The sequence below is a fragment of the Streptomyces sp. CA-111067 genome (assembly GCF_050956065.1).
Classification (GTDB): Bacteria; Actinomycetota; Actinomycetes; order Streptomycetales; family Streptomycetaceae; genus Actinacidiphila.
In genome coordinates this window covers 8,250,238-8,265,512 of sequence record NZ_CP192103.1, presented here as the reverse complement: position 1 = coordinate 8,265,512, position 15,275 = coordinate 8,250,238, and the positions used below count along the sequence as shown (strand labels likewise).

14 protein-coding genes are annotated in these 15,275 nt (G+C 74.9%); 9 read left to right on the top strand and 5 right to left on the bottom strand.

Annotated elements, in window-relative coordinates; genetic code table 11:
• Positions 1 to 76 precede the first annotated feature (76 nt).
• From ACQPW6_RS36505 to ACQPW6_RS36490, 4 genes are all read left to right on the top strand, one after another.
• A complete protein-coding gene (locus tag ACQPW6_RS36505) occupies positions 77 to 1,414 on the top strand; it encodes a PLP-dependent aminotransferase family protein (protein ID WP_433894018.1) in 1,338 nt (445 codons plus the stop codon).
• A 62-nt stretch (positions 1,415 to 1,476) separates the two neighbouring features.
• Positions 1,477 to 2,055, top strand: coding sequence for a GNAT family N-acetyltransferase (locus ACQPW6_RS36500; RefSeq protein WP_433894017.1), 579 nt, complete (start codon positions 1,477 to 1,479; stop codon positions 2,053 to 2,055).
• Positions 2,022 to 3,104: a phosphotransferase gene (locus ACQPW6_RS36495; protein WP_433894016.1), complete on the top strand. Its 1,083-nt coding sequence runs from the start codon at positions 2,022 to 2,024 to the stop codon at positions 3,102 to 3,104. Before ACQPW6_RS36500 ends, ACQPW6_RS36495 begins: the two co-directional genes overlap by 34 nt.
• Before the next feature lie 282 nt (positions 3,105 to 3,386).
• Positions 3,387 to 3,893: an ATP-binding protein gene (locus ACQPW6_RS36490; protein ID WP_433894015.1), complete on the top strand. Its 507-nt coding sequence runs from the start codon at positions 3,387 to 3,389 to the stop codon at positions 3,891 to 3,893.
• 116 nt (positions 3,894 to 4,009) lie between these two features.
• Here the strand turns inward: ACQPW6_RS36490 and ACQPW6_RS36485 are convergent, their stop codons facing one another.
• Genes ACQPW6_RS36485 through ACQPW6_RS36475 form a run of 3 tightly spaced genes read right to left on the bottom strand, consistent with a single transcriptional unit; the run spans position 4,010 to position 7,670 of the window.
• On the bottom strand, positions 4,010 to 6,571 hold the full coding sequence (locus tag ACQPW6_RS36485; RefSeq protein ID WP_433894014.1) for an ABC transporter permease: 2,562 nt from the start codon (positions 6,569 to 6,571) through the stop codon (positions 4,010 to 4,012).
• Positions 6,568 to 7,365, bottom strand: a complete 798-nt coding sequence (locus ACQPW6_RS36480) for an ABC transporter ATP-binding protein (protein ID WP_433894013.1) — start codon at positions 7,363 to 7,365, stop codon at positions 6,568 to 6,570. The genes ACQPW6_RS36485 and ACQPW6_RS36480 overlap by 4 nt, the downstream gene beginning before the upstream one ends.
• A complete protein-coding gene (locus ACQPW6_RS36475; protein ID WP_433894012.1) occupies positions 7,362 to 7,670 on the bottom strand; it encodes an SHOCT domain-containing protein in 309 nt (102 codons plus the stop codon). Before ACQPW6_RS36475 ends, ACQPW6_RS36480 begins: the two co-directional genes overlap by 4 nt.
• Positions 7,671 to 7,862: 192 nt before the next feature.
• Here ACQPW6_RS36475 and ACQPW6_RS36470 point away from each other — a divergent pair, with 192 nt between their 5' ends.
• Positions 7,863 to 8,777, top strand: a complete 915-nt coding sequence (locus ACQPW6_RS36470; protein ID WP_433894011.1) for a DUF2797 domain-containing protein — start codon at positions 7,863 to 7,865, stop codon at positions 8,775 to 8,777.
• A gap of 221 nt (positions 8,778 to 8,998) precedes the next feature.
• On the opposite strand, the gene ACQPW6_RS36465 is transcribed toward ACQPW6_RS36470, so the two are convergent.
• The gene (locus tag ACQPW6_RS36465) at positions 8,999 to 10,222 is read right to left on the bottom strand and encodes an ROK family protein (RefSeq protein WP_433894010.1); all 1,224 of its coding nucleotides are present in this window, start codon (positions 10,220 to 10,222) and stop codon (positions 8,999 to 9,001) included.
• A gap of 17 nt (positions 10,223 to 10,239) precedes the next feature.
• On the opposite strand from ACQPW6_RS36465, the gene ACQPW6_RS36460 reads away from it, so the two are divergent.
• The 3 genes from ACQPW6_RS36460 to ACQPW6_RS36450 all read left to right on the top strand — a co-directional run bounded on the left by ACQPW6_RS36460 (position 10,240) and on the right by ACQPW6_RS36450 (position 12,985).
• Entirely contained in the window at positions 10,240 to 11,622 is a 1,383-nt protein-coding gene (locus ACQPW6_RS36460; protein WP_433894009.1) for an MFS transporter, read from the top strand.
• A 170-nt stretch (positions 11,623 to 11,792) separates the two neighbouring features.
• Positions 11,793 to 12,149: an SCO4225 family membrane protein gene (locus ACQPW6_RS36455; protein WP_433894008.1), complete on the top strand. Its 357-nt coding sequence runs from the start codon at positions 11,793 to 11,795 to the stop codon at positions 12,147 to 12,149.
• Positions 12,150 to 12,247: 98 nt separating this feature from the next.
• Positions 12,248 to 12,985, top strand: coding sequence for a maleylpyruvate isomerase family mycothiol-dependent enzyme (locus ACQPW6_RS36450; protein WP_433894007.1), 738 nt, complete (start codon positions 12,248 to 12,250; stop codon positions 12,983 to 12,985).
• Between the two features lie 62 nt (positions 12,986 to 13,047).
• On the opposite strand, the gene ACQPW6_RS36445 is transcribed toward ACQPW6_RS36450, so the two are convergent.
• On the bottom strand, positions 13,048 to 13,461 hold the full coding sequence (locus ACQPW6_RS36445; RefSeq protein WP_433894006.1) for a MarR family winged helix-turn-helix transcriptional regulator: 414 nt from the start codon (positions 13,459 to 13,461) through the stop codon (positions 13,048 to 13,050).
• Positions 13,462 to 13,546: 85 nt separating this feature from the next.
• Between ACQPW6_RS36445 and ACQPW6_RS36440 the strand changes: the two genes are divergently transcribed.
• Positions 13,547 to 15,109, top strand: coding sequence for an MFS transporter (locus ACQPW6_RS36440; RefSeq protein WP_433894005.1), 1,563 nt, complete (start codon positions 13,547 to 13,549; stop codon positions 15,107 to 15,109).
• Positions 15,110 to 15,275 lie beyond the last annotated feature (166 nt).

The window sequence follows — 15,275 nt, the reverse complement described above, 5'->3', positions numbered from 1 at the left end:
GCAATGTGGCATAGGCTCCGGTGGGCGGACGGCGAGCGCCGGCTCCGGGGCGGTCGGCGGACAGGAGGCGGCTTCGATGCGGGACTTCCGGCAGGTGGCGGACGCGGTGGCGGCGCAGATCAGCGGCGGCCGGCTGCGCCCCGGCGACCGGCTGCCGACGCAGCGGGACTTCGCCCGCAGGAACGCCATCGCGAACTCCACGGCCGGCCGCGTCTACGCCGAACTGGCCCGGCGCGGGCTGGTGGTCGGCGAGGTGGGGCGCGGCACGTTCGTCCGGGCCGCCGCGAGCCAGGACGGGCCCGCGCTCGCCGAGCCGGCCGCCGCCCCGGTCGATCTGGAGCTCAACTACCCCGCCGTGGCAGGGCAGTCGGAGCTGCTGGGCGCGGGTCTCGCCCGGCTGGCCAGACCCGACGTGCTGGCCGCGGCGCTGCGCCCGGCCGGGGTGACCGGTACGGCCGCCGCCCGGGAGGCCGTCGGCGCGCTGCTCGGTAGCCCCGGCTGGCAACCCGACCCGTCCGAGCTGCTGTTCGCCGGCAACGGCCGCCAGGTGATCGCCGCGGCACTGGCCGCGCTGGCGCCGGCCGGTGGCCGGATCGGCGTGGAGGAGCTGACGTATCCGCTGGTCAGGGCGGTCGCCGGGCGGCTCGGCCAGACTCTGGTGCCGCTGGCCTGTGACGCCGATGGGCTGCTCCCGCGCGCGCTGCTCGACGCGCACCGCGCGGCCCCGCTCAGCGCCGTCTACCTCCAGCCGACGCTGCACAATCCGCTCGGCACCACCATGCCGGACAGCCGCCGCGCCGAACTCGCGGACGTACTGCGGGAGACCGGGGTGGTCGCCGTCGAGGACGCGGTCTGGTCGTTCCTGCGGGACGCGCCGCCGCCGCTGGCCGCGTACCTGCCCAAGCAGGTGGTGCTGGCCGACAGCCTGTCCAAGCGGCTGGCCCCGGGCCTCACGCTGGGCTTCGCGGTCGCCCCGCCGCGGCTGGCCGGCCCGCTGACCGACGCCCTGCGCTCGGCGGGCAGCACCCCCACCGGGTACGCCCTGGAGGCGGCGACCGGCTGGCTCACCGACGGCACGGCGGCGACGGTCGCCGCGGCCAAACGCGCCGACGCGGCGGCCCGCCAGACGATCGCTGCCCGGTGCCTGGCGGGCCTGGCGGTACGCGCCGACCCGCACGCGTACTTCTGCTGGTGGGATCTGCCGTCCCCGTGGCGGGCGGACACCTTCACGGCCGCGGCGGCCCGCCGGGGCATCGCCGTCACCCCGGCGACCTCCTTCACCGTCGGCCCGCACCGCACGCCGGCCGCGGTGCGCCTCGGACTCGCCAACCCCTCCCCCGCGGCGCTGCGGCAGGCCCTGACGACGCTGGCCGCGCTGTCCCGCCGCGACCCGCGCGACGAGGCCGCGCGCTGAGACGAGCCGCCACGCCCGATACCCGCTGGCGGCGCGGCCCGCCGCCGGGCGAGGATCGGGCCATGGCGGATTTCCTGGTGACAGAACGGCTCGCGCTGCGGCCGTTCACCTCGGCGGACGTGGACGCGCTGGTGGAGCTGGACGGCGACCCGGAGGTGACCCGCTTCATCAACGGCGGCCTGCCGACCTCCCGGCAGGCGGTGCTGGCCGAGCGGCTGCCGAAGCTGACGCGCCCGTTCCCGTGCCTGGGCGGCGGTGTCGGCAGCTGGGCCGCGCGGGAGCGGGACACCGGCCGCTTCGTGGGCTGGTTCGGCCTCAGGCCGCTGGACGACCACAGCCCGGCGGTGGCCGAACTCGGCTACCGGCTGCGCCGGGACGCCTGGGGCGCCGGCTACGCCACCGAAGGCTCCCGCGCCCTGATCGACAAGGGCTTCACCGAGCTGGGCGTCGAGCGGATCACCGCCAACACGATGACCGTCAACGCCCGTTCGCGCGCGGTGCTGGAGAAGGCGGGCCTGAGCTTCCTGCGTACCTACTTCGCTGATTGGCCCGAGGTCATCGAGGGGTCCGAATCGGGCGACGTCGAGTACGAGTTGACCAGGAAGCAGTGGGAAGCCCGCGGCGCCCGGCCGGCGTCCTGATGCGCGGCGGCCTGCCGCTCACCGCCGCGATGCGGGCGGAGTTCGGCGCGGCGAGCGGGGTGCGCCGGCTGGGGTCGAGCCCGCGGTCGCGGGTGTGGTCCGCGGAGTTGGGCGGCACCGGCGTGGTGGTGAAGCAGTCCGTGGGCGGCGGCGACGAGACAACCCGGTTCGCCGTGGAAGTGGCCGCGCTGCGGATCGCGGCACGCGCCGGGCTGACGGTGGCGGCGCCGCTGCTCGCCGCCGACGAGGCCACCCGGGTGATGGTGCTCGGCCGGGTGGAGCGGACCGCGCCGGGCCCTGACTGGCCGGTGGCGTACGCGAGCGCGCTGGCCCGGCTGCACGCCACCGGGCGCCCGGCCGACGCGGCGGAGCTGCCGCGCTGGAGCGGCCCGACGGCGTCCGACGTCGAGGCGTTCTGCGGCCTCGCGCAGGCCCTGCGGGTGCCGGCGAGCGCCGCCGCCCGCGGCGAACTGGCCGCCTGCGCGCAGCGGTTGGCGGCCGAGGCCGGCCGGCAGCACGCGCTGCTGCACGGCGATCCGTGCCCGGGCAACGACCTGTACACCACCGCCGGCGCCGTCTTCGTGGACTTCGAGCAGGCCGCGCTCGGCAGCGGCGCGGTCGAACTCGCCTATCTGCGGATCGGGTTCCCCACCTGCTGGGGCTCGATGGGGCTGCGCCCCGAGGTGCTGGCCGCCGCCGAGAACGCCTACGCGTCCGTCTGGCGGGAGCTGACGGGCACGGCGGTGCCCGGCGACCCGGTGGACGCCTGCGTCGGCTGGCTGGTCCGCGGCGACGCCCTCGTGCCGCGCGACGAGCGCGGCCGGCGCGACCAGCTGACCAGGGCCGTACGCGGCGACTGGCGGTGGGGGCCGGGCTCGGCCCGCGACCGGCTGCTGCACCGCCTGGCGGTGGTCTCCGGGCTGACCGCGGAACGAGAGGACCTCACCGAGGTCGGCGCGCTGACCGCAGCGATGCTGGACCGGGCCCGCGACCGGTGGCCCGGCCGCCGGGCGCTGCCGCCAGACCGGGACCCGCGGGCCGACGAGTGAGCCTCCGCGCGGGCCGGCCGGAGCGGCTCGCGCGTCCTTCGGATACGGCCGTCCGGCCGGTCCGACGCGCCGTGGCAAGGGGCCGGAGGCCGGTCGCCGCATGGCCGCGGCTTCCCGGGAGTTGCGAGATTCGCCACAACGGGTGACTCTGAAATCGCATCACGGAGTGCTGTAGCAGTCACTCTACGCGTTTTCGCTCAAGTGTTCCCATCGGAGCGGCGCACGGCCCGGACCGCGGAATCGGCTCCGGCCCTCGCCGCGAAGGGAGTCGCAGCCGTGATCATGCAAGCCGACCAAACCGACCCTGCCGAACGTGAGTGCGCGCTCGAACTCGACGCGGACCCCTACCGGATCCAGCAGATCCGGCGCATCGTCTCCGCCCAACTGCGCTACTGGCGCCTCGACCCGCTGATCGAGGCGGCGTCGCTCGGCATCAGCGAGCTGCTCGCCAACGTGCACCGCCACGCCAAGCCCGACAAGCACTGCTCGGTGCGGATGACCGCCGCCACCGACTGCCTGACGGTGGCCGTGGCCGACAACGACCCGCGGCTGCCGCACCTGCGGCCGACGGAGCCGCTCGACACCGCCGGGCGCGGACTGGCGATGGTCGAGGCGATGAGCGACAGCTGGGGCACCGACCTGCTCCCGGAGGACGGCGGCAAGATCGTCTGGTTCGTCTTGCGCAGCACCCCGCTGCCGGCTCCCACGGTGCTCCCGCTGCGTGCGGCGGCCCCGAAGACCAAGCCGGTGCAGCCGGAGCGGATCGCCGTTGCCGCGTCGGTCGCCTGACGGCCGTCCGAGGGCCCTTCCCGGGCCCGCTGGCGATCGTCCGCGCCACAAGGCACGACCGGGCGCCGCCTCCCCGCCGAGGGGAGACGGCGCCCAGCCGCGTTCCGGGCCGCCGCTCACTCGGTGGCGATCGCCCGCAGCACGTCGAGCCGGGCCGCGCGGCGGGCCGGGCGCCAGCCGGCCAGCACGCCTGCCGCGATCCCGACCAGCAGCACCACGGCAAGCGAGCCCGGCGGCAGCGCGAACGCGCCGGTACCCGTGTCGTCGGTCGCCCTGACCAGCGCCCAGCCGAGGAACGAGCCGAGGACGAGGCCGCCCGCGGTGCCGAACGCGGCCACCATCACCGACTCCCAGCGGACCATCGCCCGCAGTTGCGCGCGGGTCTGGCCGACCGCGCGCAGCAGGCCGAGCTCGCGGGTCCGCTCGTGCACCGCGAGGGTGAGCGTGTTGGCGATGCCGAGCAGCGCGATCACCACGGCGAGTGCGAGCAGCGCGTAGATCAGCGTGAGGAAGGTGTCGATGCCGGCCGCCGAGGACGTGGCGTACTCGCTCTTGGTCTGCACGTCCGGGTTGCCGAAGGCCGCCGCGGCCCTGGTGACCGCGGCCTTGCCGGCCGCGGTGCCGACGCCGTCCTTGAAGTCCACCGCGACCAGGGTGTCCTTGTCCTGGACGCGGTGCGGGTTCCAGGCCGCGCGGGTGATGACGTAGTTCCCGGCCAACCCGGCCTGGTCGTAGACCGCGCCGACGGTGAACGGCAGCCGCCGGCCGTCGGTGAAGGTGAGGGTGACGGGGCTGCCGGTGGTCAGGCCGCGCTTGTCCGCCTCGTCCTTGGCGACCGCGATGCCGTGCGTGCCGAGGCCGGCCAGCGAGCCGCGTACGGTGCCGAGGTCGAGCAGCCGGGAGAGCGCCGCCGGGTCGGCGACGGTGAGCTGCCGGCCGCTGCCGTTCACCTCGGCGACCCCGCGGCCGAGGCCGACGGTCTCCTTCACCTCCGGCAGCCGGGCGATCGCCGGCGCCAGCTTCGGGCTGAGCCCGGCGCCGCCCGCGCCGTAGACCTTCTCGCTGATCGCGACGTCGCCGGCGAACGACCGGTCGACCGTCTGGTTGAGGGTCGCCTTGAACGAGGCGCCCAGCACCGCGAACAGCGAGACCACCGCCACGCCGATCATCAGCGCGGTGGCCGTGGCGGCGGTCCGCCGCGGGCTGCGCAGCGCGTTGCGGCGGGCCAGCGAGCCGGTCACCCCGCGCAGCGCGCTGACCGGCGCTCCCAGCGCCCGGACGGCGACCGTGGAGGCCACCGGGCCGAGCACCACGAACGCGGCCAGGGTGAGCACGGCGCCGGCGGCGGTGGGCAGCACACTCGGCCCGGCCGCACCGGTCACGGTGAGCGCGATGCCGACGGCACCGGTCACCGCCCCGGTCAGCGCGCGCCTGCGGGACCCGCCCGAGCTGTCGGTCGCGGTCTCGCGGAGCGCGGCGATCGGCGCCGTGCGGCCGGCCCGCACCGCGGGCATGGCCGCGGAGCCGGTGCAGACCAGCAGTCCGACGGCCAGCGGCACGGCCAGCGCCAGGGCGTGGATCTTCAGGCCGCCGGCCGGGAACGGGAAGCCGACCGCGGGGAACAGCGCCTGCAGTCCGGCGGCGATCCCGATGCCGCCGAGCAGCCCGGCCACCGAGGCCGCGACGGCGACCGCGGCGGCCTCCGCCATGGTCGAGCCGAGCACCTGGCGGCGGGTCGCGCCGAGCGCCCGCAGCAGCGCGTTCTCCCGGGTGCGCTGGGCGACGACGATCGCGAACGTGTTGTGGATGCTGAAGGTCGCGACGAGCAGCGCGATCCCGGCGAACACCGTCAGCAGTGTGGTGAAGATGGTCAGGAACGCGCCCGAGGTCGAGCTCTGCGTCTCGTCGGTGGCCTTCTTGCCGGTGATCGCCTCGAAGTGCGCGGGCAGCACCTTGCTGATCCGGTCGGTGAGCTCCCGCTGACTGACTCCTGGTCCGGCTCTGACCTTGATGCTGGTGGCCTCGCCGGGCCGCGGCATCAGGTAGCGCTGGGCGTCGGCGGCGCTCAGGCCGGTGTAGGTGGCCTCGCCCATGCCGTCCTCGCCGCCGAAGGTGGCCACCCCGACGATGGTGATCCTCACCGGGTCGGGGGTGCGGACCAGCGTCGTGTCGCCGAGGTGCAGCTTTCCCTTGTCGGCGGCGCCGCGGTTGATGACGGCCTCGCCGGGGCCGCGCGGGGCGCGCCCCTCGGCCAGCCGGTACGGGTTCAGCTTCTGGTCGGTGATCCAGCCGCCGGCCACGGTCGGCGGTCCGTTGCCGCCGACGGGCTTGCCGTCGGAGCCGATCAGCTGGCCGGCGCCCTCGATGTCGGGCACGGCGGCGGCCACCCCCGGCACCTTGCCGATGGTGCCGGCCAGCCCGGTGGGCACCGGTTCCCTGGCGCCCTGTCCCGGCCCCGACGCCTTGATCTCGTCGGCGCCGCGCACCACCGTGTCGGTGCCGCTGTTGGCGTCGGCGAACAGCGTGCCGAAGCTGGCCCGCAGCGTGTCGCCCATGACCATCGTGCCGGCCAGGAACGCCACCCCGAGGAAGACCGCGACGAACGTGCCCGCGAACCGCCGCTTGTGGGAGCGCAGCCCGGCGAGGCCGATGCGCAGTGAGGTGCTGCCCGCGCTCATGCCGACGCGCCTCCCGCCGGGCTCGTTCCGGCGCCGGCCGGACGGCCGTCGAGGGACTTCATCCGGTCGAGCACGGTGGCCGCGGTGGGCCCGGCCATCCGGTCGACCAGCCGGCCGTCGGCCAGGAAGACGACCTCGTCGGCGTGCGCGGCGGCGCCGGGGTCGTGGGTCACCATGACCACCGTGCGGCCCATCTCGCGGACGGCCCGGCCGAGCAGGTCGAGCACCTCGCCGCCGGAGCGGGAGTCGAGGTTGCCGGTCGGCTCGTCGGCGAAGACCACGTCGGGCCGTCCGGCCAGCGCGCGGGCCACCGCGACCCGCTGCTGCTGGCCGCCGGACAGCTCGCTCGGCCGGTGCGCCAGCCGGTCCCCGAGGCCGACGACGTCGATCAGCGCGTCCACCCACTCGGTGTCGGGGCGGCCGCCGGCCAGGTCGATCGGCAGGGTGATGTTCTCGGCGACGGTCAGCGTCGGCACCAGGTTGAAGGACTGGAACACGAAGCCGATCCGCTCGCGGCGCAGCAGCGTCAACTGCCGGTCGCCGAGCGAGCCGAGCTCCGTCTCGCCGATGAACGCGGCGCCCGCGCTGAGGGTGTCAAGGCCGGCCGCGCAGTGCATCAGCGTGGACTTGCCGGAGCCGGACGGCCCCATGATCGCGGTGAACCGGCCGGCCGGGAAGCCGACCGTCACACCGTCCAGTGCGTGCACGGCCGCGTCGCCGGCGCCGTAGACCTTCGCGGCGCCGGCGACACGGGCGGCCATCACGCCGTCAGGCGCGGAGACCGTGTGCGTCATGCCGCACCGCCCTTGCCGCCGCGCAGGTCGCGGCCGAAGTGCTCGTCGAGCACCGACATCCGGCGCCAGTACTCCTCCTCGTCGATCTCGCCCGCGGCGAACCGGCGGCCGAGCACCGCCATCGGGGAGTTCTCGCCGCCGACGGACCTGCCCTGCCCGGGTCCGCCCTGCCAGGGGCCGACCCGGCCGCGCCAGCCGGTGCGGCGCACCAGGGTGATCACGGCGGCCACCGCGAAGACCCAGATCAGCGGGAAGAACAGGATCCACGGGCCGGGCCCGCCGTCGTGCCAAGCCAGGGTGTTCATCACTCGTCATCTCCTCGGTCGTGCCGGGTTCTCCGACACCACCGAGCCTGGCTTTTCCGGGCCGCCAGGTCGTCGTACGGCCAGCGGCACCTGGCCTGCTCCCGGCGGAGTACCGGGAGCCCCGGCGGCTGCTCCAGGCCGGCTGTCAGCGGGCCGCCGCCGGTTGTCAGTGGGCGCCCCTACGCTGGCGGCATGTGGCGCTGTACGGGACTCCGCTGGCGGGACGGCCGCCCGCAGTGGACCTGGTGGCTCCCGCAGGGACCGCCGGGCCGGCCGCCGGTCACCGGCACCGCCAGGACCAGCCCGCTGCGGCTCGGCGAGGCGCTGTCGCTGGCGGTGGCAGAGGAGGCGGTACGGCGCTGCGCCGGGGTCTGGCGCGGCGGCCGGTGGAATCCGTGCCCGCGAACGGCTGCGCTTCCGGCGGCGTCGCGGCGCGACCAGTGCGAGGAGTGCGCGGTCCTCGACCGCAGGTTCTCGGTGGCGGCCGACACCAGGGACGATCCGCGGCCGTACGCCGTCTACCTGGCGGGTTTCGGCCCCGGCCGGTACAAGGTGGGCATCACCGGGGTGGCCCGCGGCGATGCCAGGCTGCTTGAGCAGGCCGCGCTGTGCTTCACCTTCCTCGGCGAGGGCCCGCTGATGACCGCCCGCCGCACCGAGGCGCTGCTCGGCGCCGCCCTGGCGATCCCCGACCGGATGCCGTCCGCGGCCAAGCGCGCGGCACGCGGGCAGCTGCCGCCGCCGGCGGAGCGGGCGGCCGGGCTGCGCGAGGTGTACGACCGGGTGCTGGCGCTGCGCGACCGGCTGCCGGGGTCACTGCGCCTGCGGGAGTACGAAGTCGTGGACCACGGCGCCCTGTTCGGCCTCGACCCGGCTCCCCCGCTCCCGGCCGCCGAGGTCACCGCGCTGCCACCGGGCCGCGCCCTGACCGGCACGGTCCTGGCGGTCGCGGGCCACGACCTGTACGTGGACACCACGGCCGGCTGCCTGCTGCTCGACACCCGGCTGGCGGCCGGCTGGCCGCTGCGGCGGCCCGCCGGGGCGGTCTGCGACGTGCCGACGAGACCGGTGCCGCCACCGGTGGAGGAGCCGCAGCCGCTGTTCTGACGCCGGCAAGGGGCGCGGAGCCAGCCGGAAGGCGGCTGCCGGAGTCAGCCGGGCCGCCGGAGCGACCGAACCGGGGTCACCCGCCACCAGGCCCAGCCGGGCCGCCAGACCGACCGGACCGGAGTCAGCCGCCACCACGCTCCACCGGGCCGCCAGGCCGCCAGGGCCGACCGGACCGCAGTCACCCGCCACCACGCTCCACCGGGCCAGGCCGCCCCAGGTCAGCCGCCCAGGACGCTCAGCGGATCGTCGAGCACCGGCTGCCAGGCCAGTTCCGCCGCCCCGACCAGGCTGTTGTGGTCGAGCGCGCAGGCCAGCACCGGCACGCTCCCGCTGCGGCCCCACAGGCTGTGGTCGGCCACGACCGCGCGCAGCCGCTCCGGGTCGGCGTCCAGCAGGTGCAGGTGCAGGCCGCCGAGCAGGATCCGGTCCGGGTTGAGGACGTTGACCAGGCCGGCCAGACCGCGGCCGAGCCGGTCGATGAGGAGGCCGGCCGCCTCGCGTACCGACGGGTCGGCGTACTCCGTACGGAGCAGGTCGCGGCACTGCTGGAGCAGCGACACCTCCGGCCCCGGGGCGCGGCCGGCCGCTTCGAGGAACGCCAGCGGGTCGGCCTCGACGTCCAGGCAGCCGCGGCTGCCGCAGTGGCAGGGCCGCCCGTCGGGCACCACCGTGAGGTGGCCGACCTCCAGGGCGAGGCCGGAACTGCCGGTGTGCAGCCGGCCGTCGAGCACCAGGGCGCCGCCGACCCCGCGGTGGCCTGAGGCGACCACGAGCAGGTGCTGCGCCTCCTGCCCGGCGCCGTGCCGGTGCTCGGCGAGCGCGGCCACGTTCACGTCGTTGGCCACGAACGACGGCACCGGGTCGCCGCCGGGGCCCGTGATGCCGACCCTGGCGATCTGCTCCTCGAACACCTCGCGGACCGGGGCGCCGGCCGGCCAGGCCAGGTGCAGCGGGTTGAGCGCGGTGCCCTCGGGCTCGGCGACGGCGGAGGGCACGGCGAGCCCCGCGCCGACGCACACCCGTCCCGAGGCGCGCAGCAGCTCCGCGCCGGTCTCCACGACCGCGCCGAGCACGTGCGCCGGGTCGGCCGGCACCGTCATGGAGCCGGGCGCGGTGGCCACGATGCCGCCGCCGAGTCCGACCAGCGCCGCCCTGAAGCCGTCGGCGTGCACCTGGGCGGCCAGCGCGACCGGTCCCTGCGGGGCGACCGCTAGCCGGTGCGAGGGGCGGCCCTGGCCGCCGGACGGTCCGGTGGGCCGGGTGTCCACCCGGATCAGGCCGAGCGCCTCCAGCTCGGCGGCGACGGCTCCCGCTGTGGCCCTGGTCACCCCGAGCTCCGCGGTGAGCAGGGCGCGGGTGGCCGCGCGGCCGGTGTGCACGAGGGAAAGCGCGGGTCCGAGTGCACCGCGGCCCCGCTCAAGCCTTGTCCGAATCTGTGTCACCCCCCTATTCTGACTTTGTGCCGACGCTAAACAAAATAGGGACGGTCCTCGGCCGATCCCACCACACTCCCGCCCCAGAACCCCAACTCCGCCGCCTGCGCATCGCCCTGACCGTCTTCTTCGCTGTGGACGGCTTCCTTTTCGCGGGCTGGGTGGTCCGCATCCCGGCCATCAAGGCGCAGACCGGCGCCTCCGCCGGCCAGCTGGGCCTGGCACTGCTCGGCGTGTCGGTGGGCGCGGTGGCCACCATGATGATCACCGGCGGGCTGTGCCGGCGGTTCGGCAGCGAGCGGATCACGGTGGTCACCGCCGTCCTCCTCGCGCTGAGCATCGCGCTGCCGCCGAGGACGCACTCGGCGCTCGCCCTCGGCCTGGTGCTGCTGGTCTTCGGCGTCGGCTACGGCGGCCTGAACGTGGCCATGAACAGCGTCGCCGTCGACCTGGTCGCCGCGCTGCGCCGGCCGGTGATGTCCAGCTTCCATGCGGCGTACAGCCTCGGCGCCCTGATCGGCGCGGGCCTCGGCGGGCTGCTCGCGCCGCACCTGTCCCCCAGCACCCACCTGCTGCTGCTCACCCCGATCGGGCTGCTGACCGTCGCGCTGGCGGGGCGGCCGCTGATCGCCCACCCGCTGCGCGGCACGCGGGGGGCGGGGGTCGTGGCGCAGGCGGAGCCGGAGGCGGTCATCCCGGAACAGACCGCGGGCGCGGGTTCGCGGCCGACGGGATCGGCAGGCCCGCAACCCACCGGCTCCACGGTTTCGCAGCCAGCCGGATCGGCGGCCCTGGTACAGGCAGGGTCGTCGGGCCCGGTGCAGACCGAGTCGGCCGGCCCGGTGCCGCAGTCCGGGCAGCGCATTGGCCTGCTGGTCGTCGTCTTCGGCCTGATCGCGGCCTGCTCCGCCTACGGCGAGGGCGCGCTCGCCGAGTGGGGAGCCCTGCACGTCCAGCAGGACCTGCACACCGGCCCGGGGCTCGCGGCGGTCGGCTACGCGTGCGTCACGCTCGCGATGACCTTCGGCCGGCTGACCGGCTCCGCGCTGCTGATACGGATCGGCCAGACCCGCGCCCTGGTGCTCGGCGGCCTCACCGCCGCCGCCGGAATGCTGGTCGCCGCCCTGGCGCCGTTCGTCGCGCTGGTGATGCTCGGCTTCGCGATCACCGGCCTCGGCCTGGCCAACCTCTTCCCCACCGCCATCGCCCGGGCCGGCGCGCTGACCGGCCCCACCGGGGTCGCCGCGGCCTCCACGTTCGGCTACGGCGGCATGCTGCTCGGGCCGCCGTCGATCGGCTTCCTCACCGACGCGTTGGGGCTGCCCGTCGCCCTGACCACGGTCTCCGTCCTGGCCACCATGGCGGCGGTCATCGCCTATGCGGTGCGCAACACCCGGGCGGAGAACTGACGCGGGGGCGGTGCGCCGCGGGCCGCGACGGGGCATGCTGGGTCCCCCGGACGCCTGGTTCCGGACAACGGGGGCCGTACGTCGTTCGTACGGGACCGTGGCCGGTGCCGACCAGGGCTCGTGCCGACCGGAGTCCGGGCATACGGAGCCGACCGTTCGCAGGAGGAGCGATGCGCATACCGACCTGGCTGACCACCGCGGCCCACCCGCTGTACCGCGAGCGGATCTCGCGGGCCTACCTCGTCGTGGTGGCCGCCTCCGTCCTGCTGTTCCTGCTGGACACCGCCGTGTACTCGGGCACGCGCAGCTCGATCACCGGCACCTGGCTGCTGATCGCCACGCTGCCGTGGACCCCGCTGCTCTGGCTGCTTTTCGTCACCGTCGGCGGCATGAACAGCGAGGTGACGGCGTACGGCTGGTCAGGCTGGACGCTGACGCTGGTGGCGGCGCTGGTCGCCGCCGTGGTCAACGCCGCGCTGCTCGGCTGTGCGGCCCGGCTCGCCCGGCGCCGGGTCCCCGCGCGCTGACCGGCCTCCGCCCACCGCCCGCAAGGCTTCGCCCACCTTCCGCAAGGCTTCGCCGACCGTCCGCGCGGCACCCCGCCGGGTGTTGCGACAATCCGGGGATGGACACGATCGACTTCATCACGACCCTGCGCCGTGAGGGCACGATGCTGGCGGACGCCGCCGGCAACGCGGGACTTGACGCCCCGGTGCCGCCCTGTCCCGAGTGGCGGGTGCGCGATCTGCTGACGCACACCGGCGCGGTGCACCGGTGGGCGACCTCGTTCGTGGTGGACGGCCACCGCAGCAGGCAGCCGATGCGCGAGGAGGCACCGGACGGCGTCGACCTGCTGGACTGGTACCGGAAGTCGCACGGCCGGCTGACCGACGCTCTGACCTCGGCACCGGCCGACCTGGACTGCTGGTACTTCCTGCCGGCGCCGTCACCGCGGGCCTTCTGGGCCAGGCGGCAGGCCCACGAGACGACGATTCACCGGGTGGACGCGGAGGCGGCCGTCGGTGCGGCTCCCGGGCCGATCGACAGCGCGTTCGCGGCCGACGGCGTCGATGAGCTGCTGGCCGGCTTCCAGGTCAGGCGGTCGGGCAAGGTCCGTACCGAGCGCCCGAGTTCGCTGCGGGTGCGCACCCTCGACGTGCCGGGCGGCGACTGGCTGATGCGGCTGTCGGCCGCCGCACCGGTGACCGAGCGCGGGGGTGGGGGCGAGGCGGACTGCACCGTCAGCGGCCCGGCCGTCGACGTCTATCTGGCGCTGTGGAACCGGGCGCCGTTCGACGGTCTGACGGTGGCGGGCGACGATTCGCTGGTCGAGCTGTGGCGGCGGTCGAGCGGCGTCAACTGACCGGATCCCAGGGCACGTTCATGCAGCAGGCTGGACCGCGCGATGGACTGGAGCCGGACGGCTCAGACCGCGGCGGGCACCTGCGCACTGGACAGCATCCGCTCAAGCACGGCGCGGTGCACCGGCCTGGCCAGTTCGTACCTGGCCCGGCCGCTCTCGGTGATGCCGACCCGGACGCCGCGCCGGTCCTCGCTGCAGATCCCGCGGTCGACCAGGCCTTCCTTCTCCAGCCTGGCGACCAGCCGGGACAGCGCGCTCTGGCTCAGGTGCACCCGGTCGGCGAGCTCCTGCACGCGGAAGGTGCAGCCGCCGTCCTGCGGGTCGCCGGCGCCGAGCACGTCGAGCACCTCGAAGTCGCTGGCGCCGAGACCGTACTGATGCAGCTCGCGGTCGAGTTCACATGCCGTGCGTGCGTGAACGGCCAGGATTCCCCGCCATTCCGCTACGAGCGCCCGCTCACCCTTGTCGCCGGTCATGTCTGCACGGTAGCAGAAAGCGGACGATTATGCACGCTCATTAAATGCGCTTGCATTGGATGCGCATGCATGTAGTCTCTTCGTCATGACCTCTCCGTCTACTCCGTCAACCACCGTCCCCAGCACTGAAGCGCGATGGAGTGCCCTCCAGTGGGGCACGCTCTTCGTGCTCTGCGCGGCCCTGTTCCTCGACGCGCTCGACGTGTCGATGGTCGGTGTGGCGCTGCCGTCGATCGGCGCCGACCTCGACCTGTCCACGTCCTCGCTCCAGTGGGTCGTCAGCGGCTACATCCTCGGCTACGGCGGCCTGCTGCTGCTCGGCGGCCGGGCGGCCGACCTGCTCGGCAGGCGGCGCGTCTTCCTGATCGCACTCGGCGTCTTCGCCGTGGCCTCGCTGTTCGGCGGGCTGGTGGACTCCGGCGAGCTGCTGATCGCCAGCCGGTTCATCAAGGGCCTCAGCGCCGCGTTCACCGCGCCCGCGGGCCTGTCCATCATCACCACCACCTTCGCCGAGGGCCCGGTACGCAACCGCGCCCTCACCATCTACTCCAGCTGCGGCGCCACCGGCTTCTCGATGGGCCTGGTGCTGTCCGGCTTCCTGACCGAGCTGGGCTGGCGCTGGACGATGCTGCTGCCCGCGCCCATCGCGCTGATCGCGCTGATCGCCGGCCTCAAGCTGATCCCCAAGAGCCCGCGGGAGAGCACCAAGGGCCGCGGCTACGACCTGCCGGGCGCCCTCACCGGCACCGCGGCGATGCTGCTGCTGGTGTTCACCGTGGTCTCCGCGTCCGACGCCGGCTGGGCCTCGGCCCGCACGCTGGTCTCGTTCGCCGCGGTGGCGGTGCTGCTGGCCGGCTTCGTGGCCATCGAGCAGCGCTCGGCGAGCCCGCTGATCAGGCTCGGCGTCCTGCGCTCCTCCAGCCAGGTCAGGGCCAACCTCGGCGGCGCCACCTTCTTCGGCTCGTATGTCGCCTTCCAGTTCCTGGTCACCCAGTACATGCAGAACGTGCTCGGCTGGAGCGCCCTGCACACCGCGCTGGCCTTCCTGCCGGCCGGCTCGCTGGTGGCCGTGCTGTCCACCCGGATGGGCCCGATCGTGGACCGGTTCGGCACCATGCGGGTGATCGCGGTCGGCTTCGTCTCGCTGGTCGCCGGCTACCTGCTCTTCCTGCGGATCGACCTGCACCCGAGCTACGCCGCGGTCATCCTGCCCTCGATGCTGCTGCTCGGCGGCGCGTTCGGGCTGGCCTTCCCGTCGCTCAACATCCAGGCCACCAACGGCGTCAAGGACGAGGAGCAGGGCATGGTCTCCGGCCTGCTCAACACCTCGTTCCAGGTCGGCGGCGCGATCTTCCTGGCCATCGTGACGGCCGTGGTCACCGCGAGCGCGGGCGAGCACCCGTCGGGCAAGCAGGCGATCCTGGACAGCTACCGCCCCGGTCTGCTGGTGGTCACCGGCATCGGCATCGCGGGCCTGCTGCTGATCCTGTCCGGCCTCCGCACCCGGCGGCCGTCGTACGGCATGCTCGTCGCCTCCTCCGAGCAGGACGCGGCGCGCGCCAAGGAGGCAGCGGCGGACGGGAGTTCGCAGCTGCTCGGCGGTTCGCACGAGGCCGGCGACGCGGACAAGGTCGTGGTACGCGACTGATTCAGGTTCCAGGCAACCGGACGGTGCCGTTTGGCCGTCTACTCCAACTGGTCGGCCCCGCGCGAGGAGGGAGCGTGCGGGGTCGGCCAACGGGCCGTTCCGGGCGGCCCGTTCACGGTCGGGTGACGCGGACTTTATCTCCGGCGGATCCCCCCGCCTGATGGCA

Bases quoted from the DNA above. Each gene is read 5' to 3' on its own strand.
- ACQPW6_RS36485 (WP_433894014.1), bottom strand. From the start codon at position 6,571: ATGAGCGCGGGCAGCACCTCACTGCGCATCGGCCTCGCCGGGCTGCGC.
- ACQPW6_RS36455 (WP_433894008.1), top strand. From the start codon at position 11,793: ATGCGCATACCGACCTGGCTGACCACCGCGGCCCACCCGCTGTACCGC.
- ACQPW6_RS36445 (WP_433894006.1), bottom strand. From the start codon at position 13,461: ATGACCGGCGACAAGGGTGAGCGGGCGCTCGTAGCGGAATGGCGGGGA.
- ACQPW6_RS36480 (WP_433894013.1), bottom strand. From the start codon at position 7,365: ATGACGCACACGGTCTCCGCGCCTGACGGCGTGATGGCCGCCCGTGTC.
- ACQPW6_RS36490 (WP_433894015.1), top strand. From the start codon at position 3,387: ATGCAAGCCGACCAAACCGACCCTGCCGAACGTGAGTGCGCGCTCGAA.
- ACQPW6_RS36475 (WP_433894012.1), bottom strand. From the start codon at position 7,670: ATGAACACCCTGGCTTGGCACGACGGCGGGCCCGGCCCGTGGATCCTG.
- ACQPW6_RS36470 (WP_433894011.1), top strand. From the start codon at position 7,863: ATGTGGCGCTGTACGGGACTCCGCTGGCGGGACGGCCGCCCGCAGTGG.
- ACQPW6_RS36450 (WP_433894007.1), top strand. From the start codon at position 12,248: ATGGACACGATCGACTTCATCACGACCCTGCGCCGTGAGGGCACGATG.
- ACQPW6_RS36505 (WP_433894018.1), top strand. From the start codon at position 77: ATGCGGGACTTCCGGCAGGTGGCGGACGCGGTGGCGGCGCAGATCAGC.
- ACQPW6_RS36440 (WP_433894005.1), top strand. From the start codon at position 13,547: ATGACCTCTCCGTCTACTCCGTCAACCACCGTCCCCAGCACTGAAGCG.
- ACQPW6_RS36500 (WP_433894017.1), top strand. From the start codon at position 1,477: ATGGCGGATTTCCTGGTGACAGAACGGCTCGCGCTGCGGCCGTTCACC.